At 62.3% G+C, this 13,061-nt stretch carries 15 protein-coding genes; 2 read left to right on the top strand and 13 right to left on the bottom strand.

The window, feature by feature from the left end; all coding sequences use genetic code 11:
• Positions 1-128: 128 nt before the first annotated feature.
• Positions 129-617 (top strand): iron response transcriptional regulator IrrA, encoded by a 489-nt coding sequence (gene irrA, locus AB7828_RS20580; protein WP_089263317.1) that lies wholly within the window; start codon positions 129-131, stop codon positions 615-617.
• Between the two features lie 23 nt (positions 618-640).
• Here irrA and AB7828_RS20575 read toward each other — a convergent pair whose 3' ends face one another.
• Positions 641-1,324, bottom strand: coding sequence for an SGNH/GDSL hydrolase family protein (locus tag AB7828_RS20575; RefSeq protein WP_441232287.1), 684 nt, complete (start codon positions 1,322-1,324; stop codon positions 641-643).
• Positions 1,325-1,434: 110 nt separating this feature from the next.
• Positions 1,435-1,962, bottom strand: coding sequence for an SH3 domain-containing protein (locus tag AB7828_RS20570; protein ID WP_068730049.1), 528 nt, complete (start codon positions 1,960-1,962; stop codon positions 1,435-1,437).
• 224 nt (positions 1,963-2,186) lie between these two features.
• Here AB7828_RS20570 and AB7828_RS20565 point away from each other — a divergent pair, with 224 nt between their 5' ends.
• Positions 2,187-3,188 carry a 2-hydroxyacid dehydrogenase gene (locus AB7828_RS20565; protein ID WP_068730047.1) on the top strand — a complete coding sequence of 334 codons (1,002 nt, stop codon included), beginning with the start codon at positions 2,187-2,189 and terminating at the stop codon, positions 3,186-3,188.
• 28 nt (positions 3,189-3,216) lie between these two features.
• Here AB7828_RS20565 and AB7828_RS20560 read toward each other — a convergent pair whose 3' ends face one another.
• From AB7828_RS20560 to tsaB, 11 genes are all read right to left on the bottom strand, one after another.
• Positions 3,217-3,975 carry a tRNA (guanine(46)-N(7))-methyltransferase TrmB gene (locus tag AB7828_RS20560; RefSeq protein WP_439060568.1) on the bottom strand — a complete coding sequence of 253 codons (759 nt, stop codon included), beginning with the start codon at positions 3,973-3,975 and terminating at the stop codon, positions 3,217-3,219.
• A gap of 78 nt (positions 3,976-4,053) precedes the next feature.
• Positions 4,054-4,470, bottom strand: a complete 417-nt coding sequence (locus AB7828_RS20555) for a helix-turn-helix domain-containing protein (protein WP_068730045.1) — start codon at positions 4,468-4,470, stop codon at positions 4,054-4,056.
• A 273-nt stretch (positions 4,471-4,743) separates the two neighbouring features.
• Positions 4,744-6,351 (bottom strand): apolipoprotein N-acyltransferase, encoded by a 1,608-nt coding sequence (gene lnt, locus AB7828_RS20550; protein ID WP_441231037.1) that lies wholly within the window; start codon positions 6,349-6,351, stop codon positions 4,744-4,746.
• A complete protein-coding gene (locus tag AB7828_RS20545) occupies positions 6,348-7,463 on the bottom strand; it encodes a hemolysin family protein (protein ID WP_175369265.1) in 1,116 nt (371 codons plus the stop codon). The genes lnt and AB7828_RS20545 overlap by 4 nt, the downstream gene beginning before the upstream one ends.
• Before the next feature lies 1 nt (position 7,464).
• Positions 7,465-7,977, bottom strand: a complete 513-nt coding sequence (ybeY, locus tag AB7828_RS20540) for an rRNA maturation RNase YbeY (protein ID WP_093757733.1) — start codon at positions 7,975-7,977, stop codon at positions 7,465-7,467.
• A 65-nt stretch (positions 7,978-8,042) separates the two neighbouring features.
• Positions 8,043-9,098 carry a PhoH family protein gene (locus AB7828_RS20535; protein WP_068730036.1) on the bottom strand — a complete coding sequence of 352 codons (1,056 nt, stop codon included), beginning with the start codon at positions 9,096-9,098 and terminating at the stop codon, positions 8,043-8,045.
• Positions 9,099-9,102: 4 nt separating this feature from the next.
• A complete protein-coding gene (miaB, locus tag AB7828_RS20530) occupies positions 9,103-10,521 on the bottom strand; it encodes a tRNA (N6-isopentenyl adenosine(37)-C2)-methylthiotransferase MiaB (protein WP_120287603.1) in 1,419 nt (472 codons plus the stop codon).
• A gap of 104 nt (positions 10,522-10,625) precedes the next feature.
• Positions 10,626-11,330, bottom strand: coding sequence for an HAD family hydrolase (locus AB7828_RS20525; protein ID WP_441231036.1), 705 nt, complete (start codon positions 11,328-11,330; stop codon positions 10,626-10,628).
• Between the two features lie 13 nt (positions 11,331-11,343).
• A complete protein-coding gene (locus AB7828_RS20520; RefSeq protein WP_068730031.1) occupies positions 11,344-11,796 on the bottom strand; it encodes a Fur family transcriptional regulator in 453 nt (150 codons plus the stop codon).
• Between the two features lie 42 nt (positions 11,797-11,838).
• Positions 11,839-12,324 (bottom strand): ribosomal protein S18-alanine N-acetyltransferase, encoded by a 486-nt coding sequence (gene rimI / locus AB7828_RS20515; protein ID WP_441228977.1) that lies wholly within the window; start codon positions 12,322-12,324, stop codon positions 11,839-11,841.
• The gene (gene tsaB / locus AB7828_RS20510) at positions 12,324-13,019 is read right to left on the bottom strand and encodes a tRNA (adenosine(37)-N6)-threonylcarbamoyltransferase complex dimerization subunit type 1 TsaB (RefSeq protein ID WP_441228274.1); all 696 of its coding nucleotides are present in this window, start codon (positions 13,017-13,019) and stop codon (positions 12,324-12,326) included. The genes rimI and tsaB overlap by 1 nt, the downstream gene beginning before the upstream one ends.
• Positions 13,020-13,061: the final 42 nt, after the last annotated feature.

Raw genomic sequence — 13,061 nt, 5'->3', positions numbered from 1 at the left:
CGGAAGCATCCCTTCTGATGCATGGCTCCTAGTTGCGAAAACCTTGCATCTGAGGCCCCGCCTTTCTATAATAGAAGGCTAATTCAGTGTTCTTTTTGAGTGTGAACGGCAGGATTACTGACGTGGATATGAGCGACAGCGTTTCAGTTCTGGATGACGCAGCTGCGGTTGCGGAAATCAATCACGGCCGCCAGCCGGCTTTGACTGGTTGCCCGTGGCATGACGTCAACGAGATGCTGCAGTCGGTCGGCCTGCGTCCCACCCGTCAGCGCATGGCGCTGGGCTGGCTGCTGTTCGGCAAGGGCGCGCGTCATCTCACCGCGGAAATGCTCTACGAGGAAGCGACCCTCGCCAAGGTGCCGGTGTCGCTGGCGACCGTTTACAACACGCTCAATCAGCTCACGGATTCCGGCCTGCTTCGTCAGGTCAGCGTCGACGGTACGAAGACCTATTTCGATACCAACGTGACCTCGCATCACCACTACTATCTCGAGAACAACCACGAGCTGGTCGATATTCCGGACCAGAACCTCGTGCTGACCAAGATGCCGGAAGTCCCCGAGGGCTTCGAGATCAGCCGCATCGACATGGTCGTTCGTCTGCGCAAAAAGCGCTAAACGGCTTTATCCAAATTCTGAAGTTATTTGCGCCGCCGAACCGTTTTCGGCGGCGTTTGCTCGCCAGCTGCAGCCGTCGCCACGATCGCGCGGGCGAGGGAGCGACCGGTGCATTCGTAGCCGGCTGCGGAATTGTGTAGTCCGTCCCAGGCCGTTAGCGCTCTCATCGAGAGCCCTGCGTCTACTGCACGGCGCATCAGCTCGAAGCGCGAGAACAGCGCTACGCGTTCCTGCTGGGCGGCGTCAGCTATGCTCGCCTGCATCTTGGAATATTGCGATGCGAGAATGACCGGCGCGTATTGCTGATCCATCAGGATCACGTCGGCGCCGTCAGCCTTCAGCAGGCGGATGCCCTCGACGATCCTGCCGGTCAGGCTGTCAGCGCTTTGCAGCCAGGTCACGTCATTGGTGCCGATCTGCCAGATCACGAGATCCGGGCGATGCGCCAGCACATCGCGGTCGAAGCGGGCGATATTGCCCGGGATCGTGTCGGCGTTCCGGCCGCTATTGATGACCTCCAGGCGCAGTCCCGGCTTCAGGCGTTGCAGCTCGCTCTGCAGCATGCCGGGATAGGTTTTGGTGGGGTCGGATTGCCACAGGCCGAGTGTCGATGACGAGCCCATGGCGACGATCGTGAGTGGGCCACCGGTTTTCAGCGCAGCCACGGTGCGCCGAAGGGTCGCATCACCAGACAGCCGCTGATCCACAGCCAAGCACGTTTCAGTGGCGGATTGCGCACGAGCCGGGCCGGACCATGGCAGCGCTGCCATGGCGACCACTGCACCGGCGCAGGCCAGGCTCCCGATGCGGGATGTGCTCAGTTCACCTTCTCGTCGGCGTAGACGCCCCATAGCCGTTGCTGTTCGATCCAGCCATCAAAGCCGTTGCCGATCACCCGGCACCAGCCATTGTTGCAGCGCTTTACCTGCGCCACGACACCCGCCTGTAACCGCGCTGCGACGGCGCTGGTCGCATCCGGATTGTCGTAGATTGAGGCGAGTTCGTCCTTGGATTTCATGGTCACGACCGCGGTGCGGCGGCCGGACAGCAGCGAGTGATAGACCCAGCCCTCGGCGCCCTCGGAATCGCGGACGCGGCGCCAGTTCTCGTATTCGGCGGTGATCTCCACCGGCAGGCCGGAGCGAGTATAGACCCAGGCGACATCATTGTCCTTGGTGGGGCCGGCGCGGACATTAACGTGATCCGACTTGAGGCTGACGTAGCGCGGCACCGGCAGGCCGCTGGCGCCCAGCGGCGTGTCCTTGGCAGCGAGAGCCGGATCGATTGCTGCCGCGATCAGAGTACCCATCGCCAACATCGCACACGCAAATCGCCGGAACGCCATCAACCCCACCTCAACCCAATCCAAAGAACGCAAGTGCCGCCGCGCCGCACGCGCCTGTTGGGTTCTTGTTTTGGCTTGGTCTTCTGCTAGAGAGGACCGAAGGCCAAGGCACCAAAAAGGGTGTCGGGGAACCCGAGGAAACGGTGAATTCGCGGCTGCGGCAGTTTCGAACAACCGGGTTAATGCGGACTGAACGGATTAGCCAAAGCGCGAGTGAGCAGGACATGTCGGTCAAGAAAAAGCCTCTCGTCATCGTCACGCGCAAGCTGCCGGACTCAATCGAGACCCGCATGCGCGAACTGTTCGATGCGCACATCAATCTCGACGACACGCCGCTGACGCCCGAGCAACTCGCTGAAGCGACCCGCACCGCCGATGTGCTGGTGCCAACCGTCACCGACGAGATTACCAAGGAACTGCTCGAGCATCCCGACTGCAAGCTCAGGCTGATTGCCAATTTTGGCAACGGCGTCGACAATATCGATGTCGTCGCGGCCCATGCCCGCGGCATCACCGTCACCAATACGCCGAAGGTGCTCACTGAAGACACCGCCGACATGACCATGTCGATGATCCTCGCAGTGCCGCGCCGGCTGATCGAAGGTGCCTCGATCCTGACCGAAGGCAAGGACTGGCAGGGCTGGTCGCCGACCTGGATGCTGGGCAAGCGGCTTGGCGGCAAGCGGCTCGGTATCATCGGCATGGGCCGCATCGGCCAGGCCGTCGCGCGCCGCGCCCGCGCTTTCGGGCTACAGATCCACTATCACAACCGCAAACCCGTCGCCCCGAAGATCGCCGAAGAACTCGGTGCGACCTATTGGGATTCGCTCGACCAGATGCTGGCGCGCATGGACATCATCTCGGTGAACTGTCCGCATACGCCGGCGACGTTCCACCTGTTGTCAGCACGCCGTCTCAAGCTGATCCGCAAGGACGCCTATATCGTCAACACCGCGCGCGGCGAGGTGATCGACGAAGAGACGATGATCAAGCTGATCGAGTCGGGCGACATTGCCGGTGCCGCGCTCGACGTGTTCGAACATGAGCCCGCGGTGAGTCCGAAGCTGGTGCGGCTCGCGCGCGCCGGCAAGGTGGTATTGTTGCCGCATATGGGCTCGGCGACGATCGAAGGCCGTGTCGAGATGGGCGAGAAAGTCATCATCAACATCCGTGCCTTCCTCGACAATCACAAGCCGCCGGATCGTGTGCTTCCGAACATGCTGTGAGGCGAAGCGCTTACGCTCGCCGCTTATCTTACGAGATCAGCTTGAAGATGAGATAGGCCGCGATGCGGCCCTCGCGCGTGGCTTTGCGGCCGTAGCGCGTCATGGTGTAGTTCGGCCATGGCAGGCGCCAGTCATCGGCGCGCTCTGCGGTCCAGATGAAATCCGGCGATCGCGACACATGCCAGAGTGTCCACGCGACGTAATCCGGAATGTCATGCACGAAACGAAATTCGCCTAACGGCTTCAGCACGCGCGCCATCGCAGCCAGTGTTGCGTCCTGTACGAAGCGGCGCTTCCAGTGACGCTTCTTCGGCCACGGATCCGGATGGATCAGGTCGATGCGTGACAGCGATTGGGCCGGTGCCCATGTGAGAAGTTCAGCGGCGTCGCCGGCGACGAGGCGGATATTGCCGATGTTCTGCGCCTCGATCTGCGTCAGAATCTTCGCCATGCCGTTGATATAGGGCTCGCAGCCGATGAAGCCGATGTCGGGATGCGCCAGCGCTTCCGCGACCAGATGTTCGCCGCCGCCGAAGCCGATCTCCAGACGCACGGTCTCGACATCAGTGCCGAACAGCGTGCGGATATCGTCAGGTGCCGCGTGTGCGATGTCGACGGTGAGCGCCGGCAGCAGCGTCGCCATCAGGTCGGCCTGATGGTCGCGCAGCTTGTGGCCCTTGCGGCGTCCGAAGAACGAGCCGGTGTAATGGCCGCTCTCGGCAGGCGTGGACGCACCCGCATCAGCGGGGGCATCGTGATCGTTATGATTGGAATTGGCTGTGGTCATCGCGCGCGAGTGATACAGCCGAAACGCCATCGGCGCCATCAGGCGCGATGACGAATTTCCGTTGAAAGTACCGTGATTTTAGCGCTGATCCGGGGCTTCGCGCGAAGCGATCTGTTCGACCAGGTCGACGATGCTGCGGCGGAGCTTGGCATCGGTGATGCGCGTGAAGGCGCGGGTCAGAGCGAGGCCTTCGGAGGTGGCGAGGAAGTCGGAGACATAGGCAGGCGAGGACGCTTCAGCGAAGCCTTCGCCGTTATGGATCGCGCCGGGGCCGCCTTCGAACAGGAACGAGACGGGGACCTGCAGGATTTCCGAAATCTGCTGCAGCCGGCTGGCGCCGACGCGGTTGGTGCCCTTCTCGTATTTCTGAACTTGCTGAAACGTCAGACCGAGGGCTTCGCCCAGCTTTTCCTGACTCATGCCGAGCATAATGCGCCGCATGCGCACACGGCTGCCGACATATTTGTCAACAGGATTGGGCGCTTTCGTCGACATCTCAATTACTCCTGGATCACATCAAGGGAGACGGATCATGCGTGGCAATCCGTCATTTAGGGCGGCTTCGGTTGTAACCAAAGGTATCCTAGTGGATTATAACAACCGCGCAAATTTTCCTAAGCGGAAAATTTAAGCCACTGCACCTTTATTTCTCAATAGGTGAGAAATAAAGCTTACAAAGCTAGCTTAAAAAGCAATCACATCGAGAGGGTTGTTCGGTAGGCGGCGAAAGCTAGCTTGCAAGCTATATCAAATGCTTCAAGTATCAAGCTAGTGACGTACCGGCGTACGCCGCCGAACGGCGAAAATGATCGCGAGCGCGACAAACATCGCGGCGGGAATATCGCCGATTTTCGAGTAGACCGTCGGCGAAATGGCCGCTGGTAATCCCGAATCCAGCACGCCTTCGACACCGAGATCGAGCCGCGCGATCAGGCGGCCGACAGGGTCGACCACGACGGAAATGCCGGTGTTCGCAGCGCGAACCAGCGGCAGGCCTTCCTCGATGGCGCGGACGCGGCTTTGCTGCAGGTGCTGATAGGGGCCCGTGGAAATCCCGAACCAGCCATCATTGGTGAGATTGACGATCCAGCCCGGCCGATCGTTGCGCGTGGTGATATCGTCCGGGAAAACCGCCTCGTAGCAGATCAGCGGCAGCATGCGCGGCGCGCCGGGAATGTCCATTGGCTTCCGGCGCGTGCCGGGAATGAAGCCGCCATGGACTTTGGTCAATTGCTGGAAGCCGATCTTCTCCATGAAGCTCTGGAACGGCAGATACTCGCCGAACGGCACCAGATGAAGTTTGTCGTAGGTCGACAGGATGCTGCCGTCATGGTCGATCACGTAAATGGAATTATAGGCCTGCGTGATGCGCGCGCCGAGTGGCGCATCCGGCGGGCGCACGGCTCCGGTGACCAGCACGGTGCCTTTCGGCAGCAGATTGGCGATCTGCGCCATCGCATCGGGTTCGCGCGACAGGAAGAACGGGAACGCTGATTCCGGCCAGATCAGGATGTTGGCTGCGCCGACGCCTGAATTCTGCGGACCGGTCGCGCGGTCCGACAGCGCAAGATATCTGCTCATGACATCCGCCTTGGCGGAATAGTTGAAGCGCGTGTCCTGCGACAGATTCGGCTGCATGATGCGCAGTTTCACATTGGCAACCAGTTGCGTCGGGGTGCGTGACAGCCGGGCCATGCCATAGGCGCCCATCGCGACGAGCAGCACCAGCGCAAGCGCCGGCGCCAGCCACGGCCGCTGCGTGCGCGAGCGTCCGTCGATCAGCACCGCAGGCGATGCAAAGATCGCTACAGTGATAAATGTCAGTCCCCATAGGCCGACCAGCGATGCGCTCTGCGCGAGCGCGAGCGGTTCGGTGAGTGCATAGCCGAACGCATTCCAGGGAAAGCCCGTCAGCACGTGGCCGCGCAGCCATTCGCCGATCGTCAGGCTGGCGGCGAGCGCGAAGATCCGCGCGACATCCTTGGTCCAAAGCAGGCGTGCCAGCGCGAAGCCGATCGCAGTGAACAGCGCGAGATAGGCGGGCAGGCCGCAGATCGCGGCGGGCAACAGCCATGCGAAGGTCTGCGCGTCGACGAGGAAAGCGTAGCCAATCCAGTACAGGCCCGGCACGAAATAACCGAAGCCGAACCACCAGCCGGCCATGGCGGCGGCTGGAATGCCGCGCATCTTGCCTGCGGCAGCGCCATCGATCAGCCAGACCACGACAGGGAAAGTGATGAACAGCACCGGCCAGGCGTTGAACGGCGCCATTGCCAGCGACGATACCGCGCCGGCCAGTAGCGCGATGCCTGCGCGCTTCCAACCCCATGCGAGAATGATGCTGAGTGCGATCGAGCGCAGGCTACGTGATGTCACGGCGTTCCCGCGCTGTCGCCTGATGGAGGCGTATTCACATTGTCATTGGACGGTGCTGCGCCGGTGTCCGACGTCGTATCGCGGCGGCGCGGCTCGCGGGCGCGCGGCGCAGGCCGCTCCTTGCGGGGGCCGACGCGCAATCGCTTGACGCGGCGCGGATCGGCATCGAGCACTTCGATCTCGAAATTACCAGGGCCGGAAATCACTTCGCCGCGCACGGGCAAACGGCCGACATGGGTGACGAGATAGCCGCCGAGCGTTTCGACTTCCTCGCCGTCTTCGCCGGTCTCGAATTCTTCACCGATCATGGCGCGCACGTCATCGAGGCTGGCGCGTGCATCGGCGATGAAGCTGTCGCCCTGCCTGACAATGGATGGCGGCTCGTCGCTGTCGTGTTCGTCATCGATCTCGCCGACGATCTGCTCGACGATGTCCTCGATAGAGACGAGGCCGTCGGTGCCGCCATATTCGTCGACAACGAGTGCGAGATGGATGCGTGCTGCCTGCATTTGCGCGAGCAGATCGATGGCGCGCATTGATGGCGGCACGTAGAGCAGCTTGCGGATGATGCCGGTGTCAACGACGGTCTGCGCCAGATCGACCGAACGCAGGTCGAGGCCCGCGGGAAACACTTTCTTCTTCTTGGCTGTCGACGGCACGACGTTGCGCGCCTTCACGGTCATGTATGCCAGCAGGTCGCGGATATGGACGATGCCGACGGGATCGTCGAGGGTTTCGTTGAATACGACCAAGCGCGAATGCGCCGCGCTCTCGAACAGGCCCATCAATTCGCCGAGCGAGATATCCTGCTTCACCGCGATAATATCGGCGCGATGCACCATGACGTCGGCGATACGGCGCTCGTTGAGCCCCAAAATATTGCGCAACATCGTGCGCTCGATGGTGGAGAAGCCGGTCTCGTCCGGCGCGGAGGCGTCGAGCACGACTTGCAGGTCGGCACGCACCGAGCCCGGCTTCCAGCCGAACAGCGAGCGGATCGCGCGGGTCAGCCAGGTCTCCGACGTCGGGCGCATGACCTCGCCGTCGTGAACCACCGCAGGCAGATTGCTTGAGGTCTTCGAATGATCGCTTCTAGTGTCGCCGTCCGGCATCTCAGGTCACCCGATCCTGATCTGCATAGGGGTCCGGGATCCCGAGCGTTGCCAGGATCTCGCGCTCCAGCGCTTCCATCTCCTCGGCTTCGTCGTCCTTCTCATGATCGTAACCGACCAGATGCAGAAAACCGTGAATGGCGAGATGGCTGAGATGGTTGGCGAAGCTCTTCTCTTCTTCGTCAGCCTCGCGGCGCGTGGTCTCGTAGGCAATAGCGATGTCGCCGAGCATGCGCGGCATGTCATCGGGCTCGTCTGCGCCTTCGGGCGGCTGCAGCGCCGGAAATGACAGGACGTTGGTCGGCTTGTCGATGCCACGCCAGTTCTGGTTCAGCGTGCGGATGCCGGCATCGTCGGTGAGCATGATGGCGAGTTCGGCGTCGGCCGTATCGGTATCGACCATGGCGGCGGCAGCTTCGATGGCGCGGTGAATCACGGCGTCAGCATCGGCCTCCGCAGACCAGCAATCGGCGACAACAAGAACCTCTGTCGCGGGAGATGAATAGGTCGGCATCGGTATCGAACTTCTTTCGCGAACGGACCCGATCCCGGGTCCGCCGTCAGCGTATGAGTGTGTCATCAGGTCTTTGTAGCGACCGCCTTCTGCGGCGTTCCTTCGTAGGCGGCGACGATGCGGGCCACGAGTTCGTGGCGGACCACGTCTTCGCCGGTGAATTTCACCTGCGAGATGCCTTGCACGCCGTCGAGCAGACGCGCGGCCTCGGCGAGACCCGAGGTCTGGCCGTTGGGCAAGTCGACCTGCGAGGGATCGCCGGTGATGATCATGCGGCTGTTTTCGCCGAGACGCGTCAGAAACATCTTCATCTGCATCGATGTGGTGTTCTGGGCTTCGTCGAGGATGATCGCGGCATTGGTCAGCGTGCGACCGCGCATGAACGCAAGCGGCGCGATTTCGATTTCGCCGGTCTGCAGTGCGCGTTCGACAATGCGCCCGTCCATCAGGTCATAGAGTGCATCATAGATAGGGCGCAGATAGGGATCGACCTTCTCGCGCATGTCGCCGGGCAGGAAGCCGAGCCGTTCGCCTGCTTCCACCGCGGGACGCGACAGGATGATGCGATCGACCTCCTTGCGCTCGAACAGCATCGCTGCCTGGGCGACTGCGAGCCAGGTCTTGCCGGTACCGGCGGGGCCGATGCCAAATACCAGCTCGTTGCTTCTCAGCGCGCGGATATAGGCGTCTTGCGTCGCGGTGCGGGCACGCACCGGGCGCTTGCGCAGATTGATGGTGTCGAAATTCGAGGCGGCTGCTTTCGACCCCTTGGGATCGAACGGAAACAGCGTGCCTTGCGCCAGCGTCGCGCGGATCGTGCCTTCGACATCGCCAGGGGCAAGGTCATGGCCCTGCACTGCCTGCGCATAGAGCGTTTCGAGCACACGGCGGGCGGCGTCGCAGGCGTCGCGGGTGCCGGTGAGGGTGATGTGGTTGCCGCGGGAATCGACGACGACATTCAGCCGGCGTTCGATGATCGCGAGGTTCTGGCCATAAGGCCCGACCAGCGAAGAGGCCGCCCGGTTGTCATCAAAGTCGATGACGACCTGCGTCTCGGCCTGCGGTGGAGTATCGAGTTTGCGAACAGCGAGCGTAGACGAATCCGATGCGCTTTTGGCCAAGAATTCAGGCTCCCGTGACGGTGTGAGAACGGACTGGCTGCAACACTGGTGGTACTGGAGAACTAGCAATTGGAGATGATGCGAGGCTGCCGAGCAGGCTGTAGCGCTCGAGGCTCTCAATGGTGACCGGAAGCACCTGGCCAATGATGTCGTCAGAAGCCATCACATGGGCCGGCTGCAGGTAAGCGGTGCGACCGACGATCTGGCCGGGATTGCGCGCGGGGCGTTCGAACAGCACATCCACAGTGCGTCCAATCGTGGCCGCGTTGAAGGCCGATTGCTGGCTGTCGATCAGGTTCTGAAGCCGCACCAATCGCTCGTCCATGTCAGCCTGTGACACCGTCTCCTGCAAATCCGCGGCCGGCGTTCCCGGACGCGGCGAATACTTGAACGAATAAGCGCCAGCGTATCCGATTTGTGTGACGAGCGCGAGCGTGGCTGCAAAATCTTCCTCGGTCTCGCCCGGGAAGCCCACGATGAAATCAGAAGTAAAAGCAATGTCTTGCCGCGCGTCGCGAAAACGGTCGATGACGCGGCGATAATCTTCGGCTGTATGTTTGCGGTTCATGGCCGCCAGAATCCGGTCGGAACCCGACTGCACCGGCAGATGCACGAAGGGCATCAGCTCCGGCAAATCGCGATGTGCCGCGATCAGCGTGTCCTCGACATCGCGGGGATGGCTGGTGGAATAGCGCAGCCGCGCGATGCCGGGAATCTCGGCGAGGCGATAAAGCAGTGTGCCCAGCGCCCACGGGCGGCCGTCGGGACCCTCGCCGTGATAGCCGTTGACGTTCTGGCCGATCAGCGTGATCTCGCGCACGCCGTTGTCGGCGAGCCGCTGCACGTCGTCGATGATTTTCGCCACGGGGCGCGAGACTTCGGAGCCACGGGTATAGGGCACCACGCAGAAGGTGCAGAACTTGTCGCAGCCTTCCTGCACGGTCACGAAAGAGGAAATGCCGCGGGCACGAATCGCTGCCGGCTTCGGCGGCGGCAGGAAGCCGAACTTGTCCTCGATGGGAAATTCAGTGTCGAGCGCGCGGCCGCCGGCTTTCGCCTGCTTCAGCAGCGCAGGCAGGTTGTGATAGCTCTGCGGCCCGACCACGACATCGACAACAGGCGCGCGGCGAATGATCTCGTTGCCCTCGGCCTGCGCGACGCAGCCGGCGACGACCACGTTCATCTTGCGTCCGGCCTGCGCGGCTTCTGCCTTGGCCACGCGCAGCTTGCCGAGCTCCGAATAGACCTTCTCGGACGCCTTCTCGCGGATGTGGCAGGTGTTGAGGATCACCAGATCCGCGTCGTCGACATTGGCCGTCTCGACGAAGCCTTCAGGCGCCAGCGTGTCCACCATGCGCTGGGCATCGTAGACGTTCATCTGGCAGCCGTAGGATTTGATATGCAGCTTACGCGGCGCGGTCATGGAACCTGTAATGGGCTGGAAATGCGCTTGCTGCGCAGCGCTCAATTATAGGCTAACGTCCGGAAAATCCAGCATTTCTGCAAAATATAAGTGCTCGCAATGGCTTAGGCGAGGCCGACGGGCTCGCCAGCCAGTGCGCCCCTGGCCACCAGGCCAGGGAGCTGCCGCATATCGTCGAATACGAGATGGGCTCCAGCGGCCGTCAGGGCTGCGGCGGTGGTCGGGCTGCAGTGGCCGCCGCCGTGATAGCCGAACACGGTCATGCCGGCTGCGATGCCCGCCGTAACGCCGGGAATGCTGTCCTCGATCACCACGCAGCGCTCCGGCACGGCATTCATCTGCGCGGCGGCAAACAGAAACAGATCGGGCTGCGGCTTGCCGCGCTCGACCTGCAGAGCGGAAAACAGATGCGGATCGAAACGATCGAGCAGCCCGGTCGTAGTGAGGCTGCTGCGAATGCGTGTCGGTGTGCCCGAGGACGCTACGCAAACCGGCTGTGACAATATTGCGAGTGTCTCGGCGATATGCGGGATCGGCTGCAGCTTCGCGCCGAACACCTCGTCGATCGTGGCTTTCAGCGTCGCGGTGTAGTCATCGGGCAGCACGTGGCCGAGCTCGGTCTCGACTTCCAGGCGCGCCTCGCGCGCGGACCGGCCGAGGAAACGCTCATGCACCTGATCGGCGGTGATGGGATAACCGAACTGGGTCAGGACATCCGCGTGGACGACGCAAGCGAGGGACTCACTGTCGACGAGCACGCCGTCACAATCGAAGATGACGAGATCGAAGCGCGAAGAAACTGAACTCACTTGGTTGATTCGCTCACTTGGTGGTTTTGTCCTCGTCGAGCGGCACGCAGTACAGCTCCAGCCGGTGATCGACCAGCTTGTAACCGAGCTTCGCGGCGACTTCAGCCTGCAATTTCTCGATCTCTTCAGACGTGAATTCGATGACGGTCCCGTCACGCAAGTTGATCAGATGGTCGTGATGGCTGTCACGCATCGTCTCGTAGCGCGCGCGGCCTTCGCGAAAATCGTGACGCTCGATGATGCCGGCGTCTTCGAACAGCTTCACCGTGCGATACACCGTCGAGATCGAGATCTTGTCATCCACCGCAACGCAGCGGCGATACAGTTCCTCGACATCGGGATGATCGTCGGCTTCCGCCAGAACGCGCGCAATCACGCGGCGCTGTTCCGTCATGCGCATGCCGGTCGCGGCGCAGCGCGCCTCGATACCAGCAGACTTCATCGCAGATGATTTCAGTGCAGTCATGATCCGAGTCCCATCGTAGCTTCTTTTGCCACTCCGCAGGCGTCAGGACAAGTCGCGCCGCATCACCAGCGCATTCAATTCCGCTCCATCCGCTTCCTTGTAGTAACGTTCCCGGCGTCCCGCGACTGCGAAGCCGGTTCTGTCGTAAAGCCGCCGCGCCGGTAGATTATTTTCCTCGACTTCGAGGAACACGGTACGCACGCCGCGACCGGCCAGATGACCGAGATGGGTGAGAAATAGATCGCGCGACAGGCCGCGGCCGCGATAACCGGCCGATACGGCGATGGAGAGAATCTCGGCTTCGTCGGCCGCGATTCGCGAGACCGCGAAGCCGATGAGGTGGCCGCGCAGTTTCAGCCGATGCACGAGGGTGTTTTGTTCGCGCAGCATCTGTTCGAACTCCCCGGCACCCCAACCGCGATGGAAGGACGCGGCATGCAACTGCGCAAGTTGTCGCGCGTCGCGCAATGTCGCGGGCTCGACCACCGCGTTGCCGCGGCTGAACAGGCGCAGCAACCAGGCCGGCATCATGATGCGGCTAGTGCGGCCTGCTGCATCAGGCTGCTTTGCGGCTTGGCATCAGGGGCGCGCAGATAGTAGGGACGCGCCAGCGCGGTTTCCGGATTCACCGCGGCGCCAAGCCATGCCACCCATGAGATTTCGGGAGCGGGTTGCATGTCGACGTGCAACGGCGCCGGCGCATCGGACGGCCAACGCGTGGCCAGGATCTCTGCGGCATTGCCGACCAGATACGGTGCGCCGAACTGCACGGCCTCAAGGGCCTCGTCGATGGGGATGACGCCCGGCCGCACCAGCGAGGTGCCGTTACCGCTGACGACCTGGAAATAGACATGGTCATGCCGCGCATCGATGGCGGCGATGACAGGCGCATCCATGTTCTCGCTGACGACAGGGGCTGCATAGGCCGTCAGCGTGGTGATGCCGACCACGGGCTTGCTCGCCGCCAGGCCAATGCCGCGCGCCGCCGCCAGGCCGACGCGCAGCCCGGTGAAGCTGCCGGGGCCAGTGGTGACGGCAATGCGGTCGAGGTCAGCGAAGGCGATGCCGGAGCCCGCCATGACGCGCCCGAGCAACGGCATCAGCGCCTCGGCATGACCGCGCTTCATCGGCATGGACTCATGCGCAATGAGCTTGCTGGTGCGGGTGTCGAGGATGGCTGCGGCGCAGGCATCGAGGGCGGTATCAATGGCAAGGATCAACATAAAAGAGACGCTACCACGGCTTGCGAGGGTTTGCGCCTGCCA

This window comes from Tardiphaga sp. 215_C5_N2_1, from assembly GCF_052076055.1.
In the GTDB taxonomy this organism is placed as follows: Bacteria; Pseudomonadota; Alphaproteobacteria; order Rhizobiales; family Xanthobacteraceae; genus Tardiphaga; species Tardiphaga robiniae.
This window is presented reverse-complemented; position numbering and strand designations above follow the sequence as displayed.

What these genes read in the sequence shown, in the direction of transcription:
- rimI (WP_441228977.1), bottom strand. Translation starts at nt 12,324, where the DNA reads ATGCCGGCCTGGTTGCTGCGCCTGTTCAGCCGCGGCAACGCGGTGGTC.
- AB7828_RS20565 (WP_068730047.1), top strand. Translation starts at nt 2,187, where the DNA reads ATGTCGGTCAAGAAAAAGCCTCTCGTCATCGTCACGCGCAAGCTGCCG.
- tsaB (WP_441228274.1), bottom strand. Translation starts at nt 13,019, where the DNA reads ATGTTGATCCTTGCCATTGATACCGCCCTCGATGCCTGCGCCGCAGCC.
- ybeY (WP_093757733.1), bottom strand. Translation starts at nt 7,977, where the DNA reads ATGCCGACCTATTCATCTCCCGCGACAGAGGTTCTTGTTGTCGCCGAT.
- AB7828_RS20520 (WP_068730031.1), bottom strand. Translation starts at nt 11,796, where the DNA reads ATGACTGCACTGAAATCATCTGCGATGAAGTCTGCTGGTATCGAGGCG.
- AB7828_RS20560 (WP_439060568.1), bottom strand. Translation starts at nt 3,975, where the DNA reads ATGACCACAGCCAATTCCAATCATAACGATCACGATGCCCCCGCTGAT.
- miaB (WP_120287603.1), bottom strand. Translation starts at nt 10,521, where the DNA reads ATGACCGCGCCGCGTAAGCTGCATATCAAATCCTACGGCTGCCAGATG.
- irrA (WP_089263317.1), top strand. Translation starts at nt 129, where the DNA reads ATGAGCGACAGCGTTTCAGTTCTGGATGACGCAGCTGCGGTTGCGGAA.
- AB7828_RS20555 (WP_068730045.1), bottom strand. Translation starts at nt 4,470, where the DNA reads ATGTCGACGAAAGCGCCCAATCCTGTTGACAAATATGTCGGCAGCCGT.
- AB7828_RS20545 (WP_175369265.1), bottom strand. Translation starts at nt 7,463, where the DNA reads ATGCCGGACGGCGACACTAGAAGCGATCATTCGAAGACCTCAAGCAAT.
- AB7828_RS20570 (WP_068730049.1), bottom strand. Translation starts at nt 1,962, where the DNA reads ATGGCGTTCCGGCGATTTGCGTGTGCGATGTTGGCGATGGGTACTCTG.